The following is a 19,866-nucleotide window of genomic DNA, read 5'->3' as shown; positions in this document are numbered from 1 at the left end:
GCAACAGTTTCTTTCTTTTTGGGTATAATCTTGAAAAAAAGAATCCTTAAAACTGCTTCACTTTCTATATTCATAATTAATATTCCATATTATGTATTCAGACTATACAACGGGTTAATACCTGAATATTAACCCACGGACAGCTTTTTTTTACACCAGCGGATGCTTTTTTGAATACAGCTGGATGTAGCAGGCAAATGCCAGCGGTATGGCTGCGGCAGCCCAGGCTATTGGTCCTGCTGCACAGATTCCTGCATACCCCAGTACGGACGGAAGGGTGTAAGCTGCAACAGTTCTTGCCACAAGTTCAAAAACACCGCCCATAAGAGGCCAGAAACCCCTGTTTACCCCCTGAAGGGTATTCCTGTAAATGAACAGTACAAACAACACCGGAAAATTCAGACCGCAGATTTTAAGATAGGTAGCAGAAGACTTAAGTATCTCTGCCCATTTTTCTGCAGTCATTCCGGCTTCATTCCTGTCTATAAATATTGCCGTCATCTGGTCACTGAGAAGGAGGGCAAGCACTGCAGCCAGTACAGCAAAACTAACACTGATTATGGTTGATTTTGTAACACCTTCCCTGATTCTGTCTATACGTCCGGCACCAAGATTCTGACCGGCATAAGTCGTCATTGTAGTACCTATAACTCCGGCTGCAACCGTTACCAGCTGCTCAACCTTCTGGGCTGCAGTATAAGCAGAAATCTTTACTTCACCAAAAAGGTTCAATGCACCCTGAAGAACCACAACACCAATGGCGGTTATGGAAAACTGAAAGCCCATGCTCAAACCGATGGTAAGATGGCGCATCATGAACTGTCTTCCGCCGTTAAAGTCTGAGAGTTTTACGTGAAGAGACGGAAACTTTATGATTATCCACAGAAGGCTTAAAACTCCTGATATTCCCTGGGAGATTACAGTAGCAAAAGCTGCTCCTCCTACTCCCATTCCGCAGTACTTGATGAATACAATGTCAAGAACGATATTCAGGAAAGAAGAAACAATAAGAAAATACAGCGGAGTTTTTGAATCCCCGACGGCACGAAGAACACAGGCACAGCCGTTATACAGAACAAGTGCCGGAATTCCCGCATAAATTATAAAGATATAATTGAAGGAATCGTTAAAAAAACTTCCTTCCGGAGTATGAATTGCCCTCAATATAGGTTTTGTAAAGGCACAGGCAAGAATCGTTATGACAACAGCACTGGCAGCATTAAGGAGAATGTTCTGAGCTACAGACTTCTTTAATCCGGCTTCATCCTTGGCACCAAAACGCTGGGCTGTAATTACGGCAAAACCGCTGGTCATTCCGAAGAGAAACCCCAGGACAAGAAAGTTCATAGGGCCGGTATTACCGACAGCACCCAGGGCACTGGACCCTAAAAGACGGCCGACAATAACGGTATCACACATGCTGTAAAGCTGCTGAAACACCTGTCCGATAAGCATCGGAAGAGAATAAAAAATAATCAGCCTGAACGGATTACCTTCAGTCATGTCATAAGTTTTCATATTTTTGAGTATTAACAAGGCAAATAAAAAAGTCAATACAACTGCCCTGTTTAGCTTTTGCTCAAGTTAAAATATACAATTCAGTATAAACATGTTATAATTGTAACATTATGAAAAAAATTACTGGCGTAACCGTTACTCTTGCATCCCTTTATACAAAAGACTGTCCTGGTGCAGGAGATTTTCTTGCCCTCAAGGACTTTGCAGACTTCTGTGAAAAAGCAGGACTTAAGCTGATTCAGCTTCTTCCCGTAAATGATACCGGAACTCATTCCTCTCCTTATTCAGGACTGTCAGCCTATGCCCTTCACCCTATATACATAAGAATAAATGCCCTTCCGGAATTTCAGGAAGCTTTTGAACACGACAAAACTTTTGCCGCAGCATATAAAAGATTTCAGAAGGAGTTTAAATATTCCCCAAGATTTGACTACGATAAACTGCTGGAAAGCAAGACGACTCTCCTTCATCTTCTATATAACTACATTGATAAAAAAATACAGGGAAAGGTTAAAGGCGTAAAAGGCGGCTCTTCTTACGGAGAACAGTTTTTCCTCCTTACAGAACGTTTTGCCCGCAAAAACAAGTGGCTTCAGGCTTATGCCGTATTCAAAAACCTTAAAGATGACGCAATGCAGTCTTCCTGGAAAAGCTGGCCGGAAGAACTTGCGCATATGGATGAAAAGCACATCAAGCTCAGGTGGAATAACAAAGCCCTTAAAATAAGCCACAACTTTTTTGTATGGTGTCAGCTGAGAGCTCACGAACAGTTTAAGGAAGCCGCAGACTACGTAAAGTCAAAAGACATTCTTCTTAAAGGCGACATCCCGATTCTGATGAATGAAGATTCTGCAGACTGCTGGGCTCACCCGGAATATTTCAATCAGGAACTCAGGGCCGGTTCACCTCCGGACGGAGAAAACCCGACTGGACAGAACTGGGGCTTTCCAACTTACAGCTGGGATAAAATTGCGGAAGATGATTTCTCCTGGTGGAAGCAGAGGGTCAAGCTGGCATCACAGTATTACAGCGCCTTCAGAATTGATCACATCCTCGGATTTTTCAGAATCTGGGCAGTTTCACAAAAAGAAAGCACAGCTTTCCTGGGACATACAGTTCCATATGCGCACATTTCAAAAACAGAACTTGAAAAAGCAGGTTTTGACGAAGACCGCCTTAAATGGTTAAGCCAGCCTCACATTCCGACAAAGGCAATTGAAGACATTACCTGGAATCACGATGAGGCAGTTGCCGTTCTTGAAAAACTCTGTGACCGGGTAAAAACAGAAGAACTGTGGAATTTCAAAAAGGAAGTTACAGGAGACAACTTTATTTTTGAATGCAGATTCTTTGAAGATAACGACAAAGACTGGTACTGCAAGCAGAAACTTGCTGAATACTGGAGAAACAGATGCCTTATAGAAGAACCGGCTGCCAGCGAAACGGAAAGTTTTTATATTCCGGTTTATTCCTACGGCAGTTCAACTGCATGGCAGACCCTGAACGGTGAAGAAAAAGAAAAACTTGAAAAAATATTCAAGGCCCTGCATGAAGAAGAAAACAAACTCTGGAAGGAACAGGCACTTTCTGTCCTTACGCCAATAACGGAAGAGACGGAAATGATTCCGTGCGCAGAAGATCTGGGCGTCAACCTGGAGTGCATGGGAGAAGTTTTAAAACAGCTGAACATTCTTTCTTTAAAAGTAATCCGCTGGAACAGAGAGTGGCAGAAAGACGGACAGCCTTACATTCCTTTTAAGGACTATCCTGAACTCAGCGTTGCAACTACGAGCGTTCATGATTCATCTACATTAAGGCAGTGGTGGAATGAAGAAAAAGCTTCCGTAGAAGCCTTTATGAAAATGTGCGGACCGGATTCTGAGGCAAAATCAGAAACTTCTGAGGAAGAAAAAATTTCAGTTCAGAATAAATTCACTTCAAAAGAAGCAGCTTACGTACTGGAAAAATGTGCAGGATGCTCAAGCGCGTGGTTCATCAATCCGCTGCAGGATTATCTTTTTATGGATGATTCTCTTTATCTTGAAGATGAAAATGCTGAACGGATAAACGTACCGGGTTCAGTAAACAGTTTCAACTGGACATACCGCATTCCGGTTTCTGTTGAACAATTAAGCGAGAATAAGGAACTCGTTGAAAAAATAAAAAAACTTTGTGAAATTCACAGCAGGTAAAAAACGGAGGAAACATGAATCTTTCTTACAATGAATTCCACATAAGCCGGAAAGTAAGGGACTTATGCAATTTCAGTAAATCGATGTTCGCATCCAGCGGAAACGTAATTCTTGCAAACTTCAAGGCAGTGCAGGACTTTCAGATTCTGCTGAATCAGCTTTTTGAAAGCCGCGGTCAGAATGAAAAAAAAGTAAGTGCAGGCTCCCTCAATGCCATGGGACTTATTGATGAAGTATTTCACTTAATCTGCATGCTTTTCAGAAGAAACAAGGCTCCCCTGAGCTTTACAAATCTTCTTTCTGATCTGGACGCATATTTCAAAAAAGAAAACATTGATTCACTCCTTCTTGAATTCATGGAAGAGTTTCCTCCGGTTGCAGTTTACAACAATGAACTTACTGCCGAAGAATATCTTGCTCAAACCTGCATTGATCCGGGAACAGAAAAAATAAGGACAAACCGGGAACAGGTTCTTGAAGAGATGATTCTCCTTCACCTTGCAAATGAAAATCCTGCATTTCATCCTTTTGCAATCCTGTTTGATGATGAAAAATTAAAAACAAACCCTCTTTACATAAAAACCTGGAATCAGATAAAAGCATTCTTTAAGACACAGCCGGTATTCGGTCCAAAAAACAATGACCTTATTTCCATGCTTAAAGAGCCGGTAATTGCAAGTCCTACTTCCCTGAAGGGTCAGCTGGACTACATCCGCACTTACTGGAAAGATCTTCTTGCAGACTGGATCCGCCGTCTTCTTGAAGGCATGGATACTTTAAGCGAAGAAGAAAAAGCTGCATGGCACCCGACAAACGGCGGTGAAGTTTCCATGGATGCCTACTCTTATGAAAACCTCATGAGGGAATACGAAAGGTTTTCTCCGGACCGGGAATGGATGCCTAAAGTCGTACTCATGGCAAAGACAGTCCTTGTATGGCTCTACCAGCTTTCAAAAAAATACAATCGTGAAATAAACAGACTGGATCAGATTCCAGATGAAGAACTTGATGCACTCAGAGACGAAGGCTTTACAGGACTCTGGCTTATCGGTCTGTGGGAACGAAGCTACGCCTCAAAGCGTATCAAGCAGATAAACGGAAACCCTGAAGCAGCTGCAAGTGCATATTCCCTTCTGGATTATGAAATTGCAGGAAACCTGGGAGGATGGAGCGCACTTGAAAATTTACGGGCACGATGCTGGGCAAGAGGAATACGCCTTGCCAGTGACATGGTTCCTAACCACACAGGTATGGACGGAAAATGGGTAATCGAACACCCGAACTACTTCATCACTTCAAAAGACAATCCTTTCCCTCAGTATAACTATGACGGAGAAGATCTCTGTCAGGACGGAAGGGTCAGCGTTTATCTTGAAAACCATTACTATTCAAAAACCGACTGCGCCGTATGCTTCAAGCGCGTTGATAATTATACCGGAGACGTTACTTACATATATCACGGTAATGACGGAACCGGAATGCCATGGAATGACACAGCTCAGATTGACTTCCTTAATCCGGAAGCAAGGGAAGCCGTCATGCAGCAGATTCTTAAAGTTGCAAGAAACTTCCCTATCATCAGGTTTGACGCTGCCATGGTTCTTGCAAAAAAACATATCCGCAGGCTCTGGTATCCTGAACCGGGACATGGAGGAGACATTGCAACCCGCAGCCGCTATTCCATGACGACACAGCAGTTTGAGGATGCAATTCCAAACGAATTCTGGCGGGAAGTTGTAGACAGATGTGCAAAGGAAATGCCGGATACACTTTTACTTGCAGAAGCTTTCTGGATGATGGAAGGTTACTTCACCAGAACTTTAGGCATGCACCGCGTATACAACTCTGCCTTCATGAACATGCTTAAAAAAGAAGAAAACCAGAAATACCGCGACACTGTAAAAAACACCATCAAATTTGATCCTCAGGTTCTGAAAAGATTCGTAAACTTCATGAATAATCCTGATGAAGAAACTGCTGTTGCTCAATTTGGAAAAGGCGACAAGTACTTTGGTGTATGTACCCTTATGATTACAATGCCTGGCCTTCCAATGTTCGGACACGGACAGCTTGAAGGCTTTGAAGAAAAATACGGAATGGAATATACCCGTGCATATAAAGACGAACGTGTTGATGAAGGACTTATGAACCGTCACCGCCATGACATCTTCCCTCTCATGCACAGGCGCTACCTTTTTGCAGGGGTAGAAAACTTTCTCTTCTATGATGTATGGAACAACGGCAGCGTAAACGAAAATATTTTTGCCTATTCCAACGGAACGGAAACAGAACGTACTGTCGTATTCTACAACAATAAATATGAACAGGCCTGCGGCTGGATTAAACAGAGCTGTGAATATGCAGTTAAAACCGGCAGCGGAGAAAATGACAAGACCATGTATACAAAATCCATAGGAGAAGGACTTAACCTTACCCGCGGAGACAATCATTTTGTAATCTTTAAAGAACACAGAAGCGGTCTCTGGTATGTAAGACGTTCCAGCGACATTCTGGATAACGGAATGTTCGTTTCCCTCAACGGATTTGAATATCAGGTTTACATCGACATTCAGCAGGTTGCAGACGGAGCTGATAAAAAATACGAAACCCTCTGTACCCTACTTAACGGAAAAGGCGTAACAGATCTTGAAGTTGCATGGCAGGAATACAAGTACAGGGAACTTTACGAAGCTCTGGAAAACTTTGTAAACGCAGACTTCCTTAAAATGCTGGATTCTCTTAAAGAAATAAAGAAGGCAGAATTCACAAAGGCTGTAAAAGCCCTTAAAGAAGCAGGCCTTGCATACTATGCCGAAGAAATAAAATTTACGGAAGAAAAACTTAAAGCAGAAACTGTTACTTCAAAAACTAAGACAGCTAAAAAAACATCTGCTGCAAAAACAAAAACTGCTTCCGCTGCCCAGAGATGGACTGCATTTACAAAAGCAATGGATTCACTTTATGCAGCAGTTTCTTCAAAAACTAAAACCCTTTCTTCCGGATTCAGGGAGTACCCTGATACAGCCCTTATTGCAGGAACAGCTGCAGCCGTAATTTCCTGCGGAAGTGAAAACTGCATTGCCTTCGGTCTGGACAGAAAGCTGGGAGAACTTACTGTAAAAGCAGCAGTCAGGGATGAATCCCTCAAAAATGAGTTTACAAAATTCTTCATTCTTTCTTCTCTTGCAAAATCAAAGAAGGCTTCTGAAGCGGCAGAACTTCTTGTTTCTGAAAAACACGGAAGGCTTCTCTGCGGTGCAAATGAATTTAACGGAATAAGATGGTTCAACAAAGAAATGTTTGAAGCTTCCCTCTGGTACATTTATATTGCACTGACGGTAAGCGGAAATGCCGGCAGAGAAAAAATCCGGACTGACCTTGAGAAGGCTTATGCAAAAGCAGAATATCAGTGCGGGCTTCTTATTAAAGCTCTCAGCGGAAAAAAGACAGCTTCTGTTAAGAAAGCTACGGCTAAGAAGACAACGGCAGCCGTAAAGAAAACAACTGCCACAGCAAAGAAGGCTCCGGCAACGAAGAAAACAACTGCGGCTACAAAAAAGACAGCTTCTGTTAAGAAAGCTCCAGTTGTTAAAAAGACATCGGATAAAAAGAAGAAATAATCCGGCTTAAAACATTAGAGCCGTCACTATCGGAAAACTGATTCCGGTAATGACGGCTCTTTTTTTTATAAAGACCTGAATTAAAAAATACGAAGAAGATTCAGGGAATTAAGTACTGATATGAGGGCTTCCCTGTCACCAGGCTTAATTGCAGGACGAGGACAGTCCGCAGGAGAAAATGCAGCCTTAACATTTGCAGGTGCCTCAGGAATTTCCCCAAGATTATGTCTGAGGAAATCCTTATCCATAAACGGATCGTCTCTGGCAACGATTACTACACAGCCGTCGTCCTCACAAATCTCACTGCGTTTTAATGCAGCTGCATAAGCTGCGGAAGTATCACTGTCTGCATAAACATGATACTTCTTAAACAGTTCCCTGCAGGCAGAATTCTTATCTTCCTGAGAAACTTCTGCCGGAAAAACAAAACTGTGAAGCATGAGGGAATTTGCCTTAAACACATTTTCCAGGCGCTCCACATTTGACGGGTCAGAAGGATCTATCGGCTTACGCTGTTCAACCGGTATCATTCCATCCATTACGACACAGCGTCCGACAGGATCACACTGAATCTCCTTTGATGCAGGAACAATAAAACCGTTTACCGGAAGAGAAAGCTGCCATCCGTACAGACCGGATACAAGATTTCCGTAATTACCGGCAGAAAGGGCATAATAAATGTCGCCGCTTACCTGCTTCTTAAGTCTTGAAAAAGCGTAGGTATAAAAGAAAGCCTGAGGCAGAAGCCGTCCGATGTTGGCAGTATTTGCAACGGTAAGATTATATTTTTCAATTAGTTCCCTGTCAGAAAAAATACTGCGGACCAGATTATGACAGTCTTCCTCCGTGCCGTCCACTTCTACAGGAAAAATATTTCCGCCGTTCCAGGCAAAATCCTCTTCGCTCAAACCACGGAATTTTCCCTTTGGGGCAACAAGAACAGACTTTAAAAGCTTTTTATCCTTAAGGGCTCTGGACATACACGCTCCCAGTTCACCTGTAGTTACATCCAGAAGAATGGATTTTTCTCCGTGAAGCTGAAGTATGGTTTCCAGCGCAGATGTAAGGTAAGCAACCCCATAGTCCTTAAAAGTACCGGTATCACCATGATAAAGCTCAAATATAAAAAGATTATCGTCCAGTTTTCTTAAAACAGGATCTGTCCGGAATGCTCTTGTCGCAATGGTTTCACAAATAATCGGGCTGAATTCTTCATTAACGAGAGCTGAAGTAAGAGCCCCCGCAAGACTTGAGAAAGAAGTATTTTCATCAGCATAAAGAATCCACCGCCTCAAATCATCTGCTGCATAAGGTACGTAAAGACCACCGTCAGCAGTAACAGGTTTGGTAACGGCTTCCTTGAAACCAACTATATTATCTGCATTTCTTGTACTGACAAAACGCATAGCATCTCCTGAATATCTGATTCAATTATAACAAACAAACTAATGTTAAGAAAGTCTTGAAAACCGTCTTTAGAATCCGGCACTTTATCTGATTATAAAACGGATTTCCCTGATAATACGTCCCGTTTTGAGGGTTTGTACTACCCCCTCAATAAAAAACTAAAGTACGCAAAAAGTTCCATTTTCTTTACAAATTAATACGGGTGATATATACTGATGCTAACTATCGTTAGTCAGGAGGATTATATGCCGGATTCAAATACAAAGGATCAGATTATAAAAAGCATGCTGAATACAGCCTTCTACAAATCAGCAGGAGAAACAAGCCTTGCAAACATAGCAGAAGGCGTTAACATAAAAAAAGCTTCCATCTACAATCACTTCAACAGCAGGGAACACCTTATTGAAGAAACCTGCCGTTCCTGCAAGGAATACATTGAACAGATAAGTTTCATTCCTTCAGACATTGATTCCGTTTCAAAAAAATACCCGGCAGAAACCGTTCTCAAGGGAATAGTAGACCGCTACTTCAAGATGCATGAAAAACAGCCGCTGATTCAGATTTATACTTTTATTCAGAGTCAGAAATATTTTACTCCGGAAGTTATGGATATAATTCAGGCGCAGAAGACAGCCCTCATCTCTCAGACAGAAAAAGTCCTGCTTTCTTTGATTCAGAATGAAAAAATAAATCTTGATTCAAACGATGTTCATTCCACTGCCATGTGGTTCTGTTCCGCAATAAACGACATGCTCAGCAATTATCTTCTTGAACGCAAAAAGGACATGCTGCCATTCCCGGAAAAAAATGCAGATAAAATGGCAAATGCAAAAAGTGATGATGCCGCAATAGAAAAAATAAATGCCTACATTGAAAAGTTTGCCGAACTTTTAAAATAATCAGCAAAACAAAACTAATTAAAGGAAAAGAAAATGTTTAAAGTTATCAGACCAGAAGCAATTACAGACAATCCGTTCAAAATGATCGGAAAAGACTACATGCTTGTAAGTGCGTGCACGACAAAACAGGATGAAGAAGGAAAGCTTATAACAGGACGCCCGAACACCATGACTGCAAGCTGGGGAGGATGCGGAGTCTTATGGAACAAGCCGGTTGCAACAATATATCTTCGTCCACAGCGCTATACAAAAGAAATCATTGATCAGACCGATACATTCTCGCTCAGTATCTTAAGTGAAAAATACAAGAGTGCCCTTGAATACTGCGGAAGCCACTCAGGAAGAGACGGAGATAAATTCCGACCTGCTAAACTTGATGTAGAATACATGAACGGAACTCCGTGGATAAAACAGGCAAGGCTTGTAATTTTCTGCAGAAAACTCTATGCGCAGGAATTTGATCCTTACTCTTTTGCAGATGAACTTATATGCAAGCAGAATTACCGCAAGGATGATTTTCACACAATGTACATCGGTGAAATAATAAAAGTAATGGAAGAGCAAAGAAAATAAAATATGTCAGATTAAAAAGAATACGCTGCGCTTAAGAAACCCGACTCTGAAGTGCACTTCACTTACAGTGCAGCATTTTTTTTAGATTATGTTGATACTCTGAGGTTTTATAAAGCCCAGTTCTTCAAGAGAGCGGACAGTTCTGTAAACTGTAGCACGACCTATGGAATCATCCTGTTTCTTAGCAAGATAAAAAATCTCTTTACACGAACATCCGGGATTTTTTAAAATCGTGCTTACTAAATTCACTCTCTGTCTGGTAACACGACAACCTTTCTTCTTGAAAGCACTCACTATCTGCTCAAGTTTATCGCTCATTTTTATTCAACCCCTTTCCTGACAGCCATGAAAGAAAACATAGTTGTTAATAACTAACTGATATTAGTTTATGTTAACTAAAGTTAATTGTCAACAACCCTAAGAATAAAAATGCAATACGAGTTTTTTACATAAGGCCAACGCTGAGAGTATACTGACCGTTTGAATTAAAAGAGCCTCCAAAATAAATGTTTCCGGGAGGAGTCTTCAAAACAAAATAAAGCGCACCGCCTCCAGTAATCTGCTCCAGGCTGTTGAATCCTGCAAACCAGGAATCTGAAGGTTCGTTACTGCACTCATACGGGTCATAATTATCCTTAATGCCTGCCTTGGCCTGAACAATCATATGTACCGGAATCCCCATTATAGAAAAAAGCTTCTGATTAAAAGTAAGCCCCGCTATGGCAAAATCCCTTTTATAAGTAAACTGCGGATAGCCGCACATTCCATAAAAACCGCCGTAATCACCATAACCGGAATTAAGTTCATAAGGAAAATGAACGTTAGCACCCCTAAGCTCAATACCTAAGGAAGTTCTGTTACGCAAAAGCTCAAACCGGTGCCTGTACATTATTTCAAAGGAGTAATATGGAACTCCGTCGCCGTAACCGCCTCCCCTGCCTAAAAATTCGATTTTAACGCCTTTAAAATCCGTAAGGTCATCATTAAAAGTATTAAATACGCTGTCAAAATACAGATATGGAAAACTTATACTTTCTTCAGTTGAGTTGATGTAACTGTAATCATATCTGATTCCTGCTGATGCTGTAATTCTGTCTATAAAACGGAACTGAAGTCCACCGTGGAGTAAAAAACCTTTATCATCATCTGTATATCTGTCTTCGTCAATAATGTTTGTTGCCGGTTCAAGACTACCAAAGTAAACTCCTGCTCCTGCATCAAATCTGACGCTGAAATCTTTCCATTTTGCAAAATAAGGAAGAATAGAAAAATCAAAGCCGTTGGTATTACCAAAAGAAAGATGAGCAAGAAGCTCAACATTTCCAAGCAAATAAGCACCGGCAGTAAAATCAGGAACAACAAAAAACCTTACCCCTGAATCTGTATGGACATTTGTAATTCCTGCAGAAGGATTACCGCCAAAAAATAATTTACTCAGCTGATAGCCGTAATGATTTGCAAGAATTTCAACGGTACAATGCTCATCATCAGAACCAGCCTTTGCTTCAAAAGAAAAAGATGCAAGATGGTAGCTCATCCTTAAATCATCCAGAAGCCTTACAAGTTTTTCTGTTGTTGCCAGATCAAGTTTTTTTCCGACAAACCTTTTGAACCTGTCCTCAGAAGGAAGGGGAACCTTTTCTTTAAAACTTATGTCCTTTATTACAAACTTTTCTATAGTTTTTACTTTAAGGGAATCATAAATACTGACTCTGTCATAGTTTTTCTTTTCAAGGACAACCCCCTGCTTTTCCAGCTGAAGTGCAATCTGATGAATCGCATCCCTGTTGTTTTTTACGCAGAGTTCTCCGGCTTCAATAATCTGCTGCGGACGAGAAAAATCCATAGTAGAAAATTCCCTTAAATCAGGAATCAAAAGAAGATCTGCAAGCTTATGCTGAGCAACTGCATTTGTCGAAATAATCATGTTGAAAATCTGAATTCCCACAGAAAGAAAATCATCAATTTCTTCAGGATTTTTATATACAGAACTGGCAACATCCATTGCAATTACAATATCTGCACCGCTTTCAATGGCAAGACGGACCGGAAGATTATTCTGAAGACCTCCGTCCATTACATAAGTTCCGTCACTCATCAACGCAGGAACCCATACACCTGGCAGAGACATGCTTCCCCTGACAGCCCTTACAAGTGAGCCGCTTTTATATACAACTTCCTTTCCGGTACTAACATCAACTGCAACTGCCCTGAAAGGAACTGCAAGTTTATCAAAATCGTCAATATCTCCAACTTTACTCAAGTAAGTAGAAAGCATGTTAAGTATTTTCTGATCCCCTAAAAATCCTGGAGCTGCACCAACTTTTGTCTGAGAGAGAGAAAACGGAAGAGAAAAATAATTATCGTTTTTTGTAGTCAGAGCATAAGCAGGAACCCTGAGACTGGGCTGAGGCCATTCACTGATAATCGAAACAAGATCCAGCTCCGTCATGAATGAACGGATTTCTTTAGGAGAATAACCTGCACAGTACAGAGATCCCAGCAGAGAACCCATGCTTGTTCCCAATACCATATCTACAGGAATGCCTTCTTCTTCAAGAGCCTCAAGCAAAGGAATTTCTGCAAGCCCTTTCGCACCGCCGCCACTAAGTACAAGAGCAACCTTTGGTCTTTTTTTAGAAGCGGAACCATTACCGGACTGAGAATGCAGATTCCAGCTCAGCAAGACCAGTACTGTCATAAATGAAATTACTTTTTTATATACCTTCATAAGAAAGATTTTACAGATTCATTCAATTTTTGTCAGCGTACCTGCCTGATGCTGCGTTGTTTAGATTTTTTCTCATTAACATATGCGGTATATTGCATAAGATTCACAATAAAAAACCGCCCTCAGTCAAAATGAAAGCGGTAATTCTTCTATAAACACGCTGAAAAAACTAACGCTGTACGGAACCGGCTTTTATTTTTCCATAAACTTCCGCACCGCAAAGTGTCTTTACAATTTCCATGGCAAACTCTTCTGCAGCACCAGGGCCACGTCCTGTAATAAGGTTTGCATCATGAACAAAAGCTTTGCATTCATGAAGGGCACAGGCTTTTTCTCCTGCTATTGATTCCATATCCGGATAGCAGGTCCATTTTTTTCCTTCAAGTACAGAAGTCTTTGAAAGAACAACTGCAGGAGAAGCACAAATTGCACAGACAAGTTTTCCTGCTTCTGCTGTCTTTTCTATAAGAGCAAGAGCTGCTGCACACTCAGAAATATTTTTTGCACCCGGCATTCCTCCTGGAACCACAACTGCATCTGGAAGCTCTTCACAACTGTCAATCCAGGCATCAAGAGTCATATCCGCCAAAACCTGGATTCCGTGAGCACCGTTAACAGTCCTTGAAGAAGTACCAGTGGCACAAACTGTTACGTTTACCCCGGCACGCCTCAGATAGTCTACCGGAGTAAGGGCCTCTATTTCTTCAAATCCGTCTGCAAGAAATACAACTGCATTCATTTTCAACTCCAAAATAAAAATATAATTCCTCAGTTAAACTTTAGCGCAAAAACAAATTATCCGCTACCTGAACGGATATACTTAATAAAATTTGCCACAAGCTTTAAAATTATTATTGAAAGTTCCCCTTCAAAAAAGTAAAATTAGTACAAGTATGCGAAAAGTATTATTAATCGACGGATCTCCACTCTTTACACAGTTTCTCACTGATAAATTCAAGTCAGAGCAGGTTGCCCTTGAATCTGCGGAAAGCAAAAGAGACGCATACACTAAACTCATTACAATTATTCCGGATCTGATTATTATTGAAACAACGGATATTATTGATACGGAAATTCAGGAACTTCTTGAAAAAAAATCCTCTGATCCCAATGCCCGCAAAATTCCGATAATCATAACCGGTCCTGTAATTGAACGCTCATCGGTAGCAAATCTTGTACAGTTCGGTGTCGTAAAGTATTTTACAAAACCTATAAAATTTGACGTTTTCTTTCAGTCAGTAAGTCACATTCTCGGGGCATCCTTTTCCATGGATACAACTCCCTGCGTACTGGACGTTCACCTTAACCAGAACATTATCTTCGTAGAACTTGCCCGGGGACTTAACAGAGAAAAAATCATCCTGCTGAAATACAGGCTTATGGACATAATAGAAAAGAATCAGTTAAACACGCCAAAGCTTGTCCTGATGCTTACAAACCTGTCCCTTACCTTCATGGATATTACAAATCTTGAACTGCTGTTTACAAACCTTACGGCAGACGGACAGATCAGCAAAAACAACATAAAGATTCTTTCTTTAAGCGAATTCGTAAAGGATATCATCGACGGTCATCCGGAATACTACGGCTACGAAGTAACGGATAATCTTGGTTCCATCATGGGAAGCCTTATAGAAAGCAGAAGTTCTTCCCGCAATATTAACGAAGTAATAAACAACCGCATTCTCGAAACAACAGACGATGCCTCTACCGGCTCAATCGAAATGCGCAATGTGGAAGAAACTCCTGCAGAAATGGAAGAAGAAGGCACTGTAATGAAGGTTGCAGTCGTTGATGACGATGTTGTAATCAGAAAAATCCTTCAGAGTACACTTAACACCATCAGCGCAGAAACTTTCCTTTTCCCTACCGGTGCAGAATTCCTACAGGCGGTTAATTCTAAACAGCAGTTTGACCTTGTAATCCTGGATATATTCATCCCTGACATAGACGGATTCAGTATTCTTCAGGGGCTTCAGCGTCAGAATTTTGAAACCCCGATTCTTGTTTATTCACAGGCAACCCAAAAAGAAGCAGTTATACAGGCACTTTCTCTGGGAGCAAAAAGCTATCTTGTAAAGCCTCAGAAGCCTAACGTTATAATCAAAAAAGCACTTGAGGTTGTAAATGGACAATTTCACAATTGATAAGGGAAGCCGTTTTCTTGCCAGTACCCTGCACGAAGTAAGGACACCTATTCAGACAATAATAAGTACAACGGAACTCCTGCAGGATACGACGCTGGACAACGAACAGACTGAATATGTTCACCAGATTGAATTCAGTGCAAACGCCCTCCTTCAGCTGGCAAACGATGTCCTGGACTTTACGAAAATCCGCTCAGAAAATTTCAAACTTGAAAACATTCCTTTTGACGTAGTTGAACTTACTGAACGGGTAGTTGATCTTATTGCCATTGAAGCTTTCAACAAAAAACTGGAAGTCATTACAGACATAGACTACAACATTCCCCGACAGATAATGGGAGACCCTACCAGGCTTCAACAGATAATCCTCAACCTTATAAAAAATGCGGTAAAGTTTACGGCAAAGGGTTTTATAATGGTAAGGCTCAGAATGGAAAAACGTCACCTGCTTTTTGAAATAATTGATACAGGCATCGGCGTTGACATTCAGAAGCAGAAACTTGTATTCAACGACTTTTATCAGGTAGATGCCAGTACTACAAGAAAATTCGGAGGTTCCGGACTTGGTCTTGCCATTTCAAAAAATCTTGTAGAGGTCATGAAAGGAAAAATCGGAATCTACTCCGACGGACAGATGGGTTCAAATTTCTGGTTCACCATTCCCATGGAAAAATCCGTCTTTGAATCCGAAGAACCGCTTATTGAAATACCGGCAAAAACACGAATACTTATCGTAGATAACAGCCAGCTTTCTTTAAAATCCCTCAAATCAAAACTTACTGCAATGGGGATAAAAGATGTCGTTACAAGTTCCAGCGGACACGACGCGCTTTCAAAAATGAGTACTGCCATTAAGGAAAAGCGTCCTTTTACGATTGCCTTCATTACCCTGAAAATGCCGGCTTTAAGCGGATGGCACATTGCAGCAGAAATAAACCACAATCCTGAACTTAAAAACATAAAGCTTTACCTCATGGTTCCTGAAGGACAGATGGGTAAAGATGCAAAAATGAAAATGCTTAACTGGTATAACGGCTACATCTATAAACCTATAAAAAGAGACAGCCTTATTACCCTGTTAAAAGACGCATTCTCTCAGAAATCTGCTGCCGGTACAGAACAGAATACTGCAGAAGAAAAAAAGAAAAAGCTTGCAGAAGAAGAAACTCTTGTTGCCTCAGGTAAAAAAATCCTTGTTGCAGAAGACCATCCGGTCAACAGAAAAATCATCATTACCTTCCTTGAAAAATTCGGGGCACAGGTTTACAGCGCAGATAACGGAGAAGAAGCCGTTCAGCAGATTAAAAAACATCCGGAAATTGACCTTATCTTCATGGATATCCTCATGCCGGTTAAAAGCGGTATCGATGCAACAATAGAAATACGCCAGATGAACTTCAAGGGAATCATAGTCGCCTGTACCGCAAACAACGACCCGGAAGACTTTAAAACCTACCAGACTCTGGGAATAAATGACATTCTTCTTAAGCCTTTTAAAAGAGACGGAATCAGGCAGGTTCTTGAAAAATGGAACACAGTACTTTCCTTCCCTGAGGCTAAAGAAGTTATTTCCCTTGCAGACATCAACATTAAGACTGCAGACCTCTGGGACATCAAGGATTTTACGGATACTACAAACAATGATCCTGAACTTGCCGTATCCCTCATAGAAGATTACGTTGAACAGACGGAAGCAATTCTTGCAGCCCTTAAAACAGAAATTGAAAGAGGCAGCGACTTTGCAAAACTTGAACTTTACACTCATACCCTCAAAGGCAGCAGTTCCGCAATAAGCGCCCGTAAACTTACAGAAACTGCAAAACGCATGAACATAAACGCAAAGCAGAAAAACCTCGTAGAACTTGAAGCCTTGAGGACGGAATTCTGTCTGGACTTCCTTGAACTGAAACAGACTATAAAAACATGGAAATCAACATTATGAACGAAAACTTTATATACTCAAACTACCACGTGCATTCTGACTTCTGCGACGGACACAACAGCCTTGCAGAAATGGCAGAAGCAGCCTTAAGCAGAGACGTAAGGTCTTTAGGCTTTTCTTCCCACGCCCTCCAGCAGTTTTCAAGCGAATGGCATCTGAGGCCTGAACGCTATGATGAATATGCAGCCGCCGTTGCCTCATTAAAAAAAGACTACAGCGGAAAGATGGATATATTCCTGGGATTTGAAGCTGACTACATAAAAGGCTATGCCCTTCCGGACATATCAAATTTTTCTAAATGGAATCCGGATTACCTTATAGGTGCCGTGCATTTTGTTCCCGGCGAAAAAGGCTGTTTTGAAGCTGATGCAAGCGTAAAGGACTTTCCTGCAGAAACATTAAAAGCCGGCTGTAAAAACATTAAAGAAGCAGTAGCCGCATATTTTGAAACAGAACGGGAAATGCTCAGTAAATGCACTTTTACGATTCTTGCTCATCCTGACCTCATCAGAAAACAGAACTCAAAAGAACAGCGCTTCGACGAAAATGCATCATGGTATAAAAGTGAGGTAAAAGCCACTGTAAAGGCAATAAAAAAAGCCGGAGTATGCGTAGAAATCAATACCGGCGGAATTGCACGAGGCTATCTTAACCAGCCGTACCCTTCTCCATATTTTCTTGAACTTCTATGCAGAGAAAACATTCCGGTCATGATTAATACCGACGCACACAGGACGGAACACATTACTTTCTGGTACGACAGCGCCCGCCGTTACGCACTGGATGCCGGCTACAGCGAGCTTGCCTTCATAAAAGAAGGCTGCCTGTCATTTCAGAAGATATAACCGGTCACCTGAAGCAAAATCTTACAGACAGCCTGACATGACCGGTTAATATGCACTCATAGAACTACCGGTTACGACGCTCTTCTTTTGTCTGACAGTCAACACAGAGAGCAGCATAAGGAAGAGTTTCAAGACGTCCCTCTGGAATCGGTTTATTGCAGAGAAGACAAAGTCCGTATGTACCTTTTGCAATACGTTCAAGGGCACGTTCAATCATCTGAAGACGGCGCTGATCTGCTTCTCCAAGAGAGTTAAGCAAAGTACGGTCAATAGTATCAGATGCAATATCAACATCATCACCAGATTCTCCGGAACCGTTCAACTTATAAAGCTGTTCATTACGTCCGGCCTGTGACTCAAGAATTTCATTGCGCTGTGCAATGAGCTTTTTCTTCTGTTTTTCAATAAATTCTTTTTTCATAAAATCCTCTTGTTGACCTTTTTCTATGTTTTATAGATAATATGCCACATATTGTACGTGCTTTTTATCAAAAAGGCAAACAAATTTTTGGAGGAATCGTGGCAAACAAAGACGAAGCTATTGAAGTCGAAGGAATCGTAAAAGAGGCACTTCCAAACACAATGTTCCGTGTTGAACTTCAGAACAAGCACATTATTCTTGCACATTTAAGCGGAAAAATGCGTAAGCATTACATCAGAATCGTTCCTGGTGACAGCGTAAAGATTGAACTTTCACCTTATGATTTGAACCGCGGCAGAATAATATTCCGCGAAAGATAATCCTGCCAGCTAAACTCAAAAAAAAGGGACAGCCCGTAATTCATAAGAAAGGCTGTCCCTGAATTTTTTACTTAATCGTCAGACCCGCTTAACATCACTTCTTTTCTTTCAGAAGATATCCTATACAGGTAACAGAATCCATAAGTGACTTTATAAACGTTACTGAACATATAAGGGATACAAAGAAAATATAACGCCCTACAAGCATCATTACGGCAGCAGAACCAAACATCTGCAGAAGACTGTTGGCAAGAAGTTTTTTTATCATCCTGCGGTTCGGACGAGTCTTTCTGCGGGGCGGCTCTTCATAATAATAACTGCGTCTCTGATAGCCTGACTGATTTCCAAAATTAAAGAATGCTTCAAAGGGATCCGTATACTGATTATCCGTACCGTTCCTGCTTCCGGAAGCCTGACCGTTATAAAATCCCTGACTGCTTCCATAAACATTCCACTGAGGATTTGACCGGCTGTAATCATAGCTTCTGCGCTTTTCCTCATCACTGAGTACAGAGTAAGCCTCATTAACTTTTTTAAACATTTCCTCTGCCTGAACATTTCCGGCATTTCTGTCCGGATGATACTTAAAGGCAAGAGTTCTGTATGCTTTTTTTATTTCATCAGCAGAAGCATTTTCCGCTACACCCAGTACTGAGTAAAAATTTTCCATTAACACCTCATAAGAAGAATCACTGTTTTATAATAACCCAGGTTGCACCATTACCGCCGTTATTGCGGTCCGGATGTCCTGAAAGACCAAGTCTCTTATCCTGTTCAATAAAAAGCTTTACGGCCGGACCAAGTACAGGATCACTGCCGTTTGAATGATTGCCCTTGCCATGAATGAACATAATCTTTTTTAATCCCCTTCTGACGCTTTCGTTTACAAAAGCAGTCATTCTCTCCCAGGCTTCATCTCTTGTCAGCTGATGCAGATCAATCACAGCTTCGGCCCTGAGGGATTTCAAATAATTTATATCGTGAAGCCGGGCATTTTCCTGAACTTCTTCATTAAGCTTATCTTTATCAACCGTTCCGTAACGGTTAAGCCAGACTTCCATAGGATTGGCACGACGGCTGTTATCTGCACGCATCTGCTGCTCATAACTGTATCCCTGAGCCATGGCAAGCTTCTCTTCCTTTGTTGGAGCATTTGCCTTTTTATGAGAAACCTGACTCTGCTTTGAAGGTTTACGGGAATTACGCTGAACATCATCCCACTGATTCAATATATCACCAAAATTCATTTTA

General features: G+C 41.3%; 16 protein-coding genes. 8 read left to right on the top strand and 8 right to left on the bottom strand.

Translation table 11 applies throughout. The features are described from left to right. Window positions 1–150: 150 nt before the first annotated feature. Window positions 151–1,518, bottom strand: coding sequence for an MATE family efflux transporter (locus HNP77_RS08440; RefSeq protein WP_184652729.1), 1,368 nt, complete (start codon window positions 1,516–1,518; stop codon window positions 151–153). 110 nt (window positions 1,519–1,628) lie between these two features. Here HNP77_RS08440 and HNP77_RS08435 point away from each other — a divergent pair, with 110 nt between their 5' ends. Together HNP77_RS08435 and HNP77_RS08430 are read left to right on the top strand one after the other, a co-directional pair. Beyond that, the gene (locus tag HNP77_RS08435; protein ID WP_184652728.1) at window positions 1,629–3,710 is read left to right on the top strand and encodes a 4-alpha-glucanotransferase; all 2,082 of its coding nucleotides are present in this window, start codon (window positions 1,629–1,631) and stop codon (window positions 3,708–3,710) included. A gap of 14 nt (window positions 3,711–3,724) precedes the next feature. Beyond that, window positions 3,725–7,330, top strand: a complete 3,606-nt coding sequence (locus tag HNP77_RS08430) for an alpha-amylase family glycosyl hydrolase (RefSeq protein WP_184652727.1) — start codon at window positions 3,725–3,727, stop codon at window positions 7,328–7,330. Window positions 7,331–7,410: 80 nt separating this feature from the next. Here HNP77_RS08430 and HNP77_RS08425 read toward each other — a convergent pair whose 3' ends face one another. Next, the gene (locus tag HNP77_RS08425) at window positions 7,411–8,736 is read right to left on the bottom strand and encodes a pyridoxal-phosphate dependent enzyme (protein WP_184652726.1); all 1,326 of its coding nucleotides are present in this window, start codon (window positions 8,734–8,736) and stop codon (window positions 7,411–7,413) included. 246 nt (window positions 8,737–8,982) lie between these two features. Here HNP77_RS08425 and HNP77_RS08420 point away from each other — a divergent pair, with 246 nt between their 5' ends. Together HNP77_RS08420 and HNP77_RS08415 are read left to right on the top strand one after the other, a co-directional pair. Next, a complete protein-coding gene (locus tag HNP77_RS08420; RefSeq protein ID WP_184652725.1) occupies window positions 8,983–9,636 on the top strand; it encodes a TetR/AcrR family transcriptional regulator in 654 nt (217 codons plus the stop codon). A 33-nt stretch (window positions 9,637–9,669) separates the two neighbouring features. Further along, window positions 9,670–10,209, top strand: coding sequence for a flavin reductase family protein (locus HNP77_RS08415; protein ID WP_184652724.1), 540 nt, complete (start codon window positions 9,670–9,672; stop codon window positions 10,207–10,209). Between the two features lie 81 nt (window positions 10,210–10,290). Here the strand turns inward: HNP77_RS08415 and HNP77_RS08410 are convergent, their stop codons facing one another. From HNP77_RS08410 to HNP77_RS08400, 3 genes are all read right to left on the bottom strand, one after another. Beyond that, a complete protein-coding gene (locus HNP77_RS08410; protein WP_184652723.1) occupies window positions 10,291–10,527 on the bottom strand; it encodes a transcriptional repressor in 237 nt (78 codons plus the stop codon). A 127-nt stretch (window positions 10,528–10,654) separates the two neighbouring features. Then, window positions 10,655–12,940: a patatin-like phospholipase family protein gene (locus tag HNP77_RS08405; protein WP_184652722.1), complete on the bottom strand. Its 2,286-nt coding sequence runs from the start codon at window positions 12,938–12,940 to the stop codon at window positions 10,655–10,657. A gap of 169 nt (window positions 12,941–13,109) precedes the next feature. Then, window positions 13,110–13,679, bottom strand: a complete 570-nt coding sequence (locus tag HNP77_RS08400) for a DJ-1 family glyoxalase III (RefSeq protein WP_184652721.1) — start codon at window positions 13,677–13,679, stop codon at window positions 13,110–13,112. Between the two features lie 154 nt (window positions 13,680–13,833). Between HNP77_RS08400 and HNP77_RS08395 the strand changes: the two genes are divergently transcribed. The 3 genes from HNP77_RS08395 to HNP77_RS08385 are packed head-to-tail and all read left to right on the top strand — an operon-like array spanning window position 13,834 to window position 17,874. Then, window positions 13,834–15,087, top strand: coding sequence for a response regulator (locus HNP77_RS08395; RefSeq protein ID WP_184652720.1), 1,254 nt, complete (start codon window positions 13,834–13,836; stop codon window positions 15,085–15,087). Next, entirely contained in the window at window positions 15,068–17,029 is a 1,962-nt protein-coding gene (locus HNP77_RS08390) for a response regulator (protein ID WP_184652719.1), read from the top strand. The genes HNP77_RS08395 and HNP77_RS08390 overlap by 20 nt, the downstream gene beginning before the upstream one ends. Next, window positions 17,011–17,874 (top strand): histidinol-phosphatase, encoded by an 864-nt coding sequence (locus HNP77_RS08385; protein WP_184652718.1) that lies wholly within the window; start codon window positions 17,011–17,013, stop codon window positions 17,872–17,874. Before HNP77_RS08390 ends, HNP77_RS08385 begins: the two co-directional genes overlap by 19 nt. 64 nt (window positions 17,875–17,938) lie before the next feature. Here the strand turns inward: HNP77_RS08385 and HNP77_RS08380 are convergent, their stop codons facing one another. Further along, window positions 17,939–18,295, bottom strand: coding sequence for a TraR/DksA family transcriptional regulator (locus HNP77_RS08380; protein WP_184652717.1), 357 nt, complete (start codon window positions 18,293–18,295; stop codon window positions 17,939–17,941). A 98-nt stretch (window positions 18,296–18,393) separates the two neighbouring features. On the opposite strand from HNP77_RS08380, the gene infA reads away from it, so the two are divergent. Continuing rightward, on the top strand, window positions 18,394–18,615 hold the full coding sequence (gene infA, locus HNP77_RS08375; RefSeq protein WP_184652716.1) for a translation initiation factor IF-1: 222 nt from the start codon (window positions 18,394–18,396) through the stop codon (window positions 18,613–18,615). 94 nt (window positions 18,616–18,709) lie between these two features. Here the strand turns inward: infA and HNP77_RS08370 are convergent, their stop codons facing one another. Next, window positions 18,710–19,285: a DnaJ domain-containing protein gene (locus tag HNP77_RS08370; protein WP_184652715.1), complete on the bottom strand. Its 576-nt coding sequence runs from the start codon at window positions 19,283–19,285 to the stop codon at window positions 18,710–18,712. 19 nt (window positions 19,286–19,304) lie between these two features. Further along, a complete protein-coding gene (locus HNP77_RS08365; RefSeq protein WP_184652714.1) occupies window positions 19,305–19,862 on the bottom strand; it encodes a Smr/MutS family protein in 558 nt (185 codons plus the stop codon). Window positions 19,863–19,866: the final 4 nt, after the last annotated feature.

The sequence above is a fragment of the Treponema rectale genome, assembly GCF_014202035.1.
Lineage (GTDB): Bacteria > Spirochaetota > Spirochaetia > Treponematales > Treponemataceae > Treponema_D > Treponema_D rectale.
Note: the sequence above shows the minus strand (reverse complement) of the source record. Positions and strands in the feature narration are given on the sequence as shown.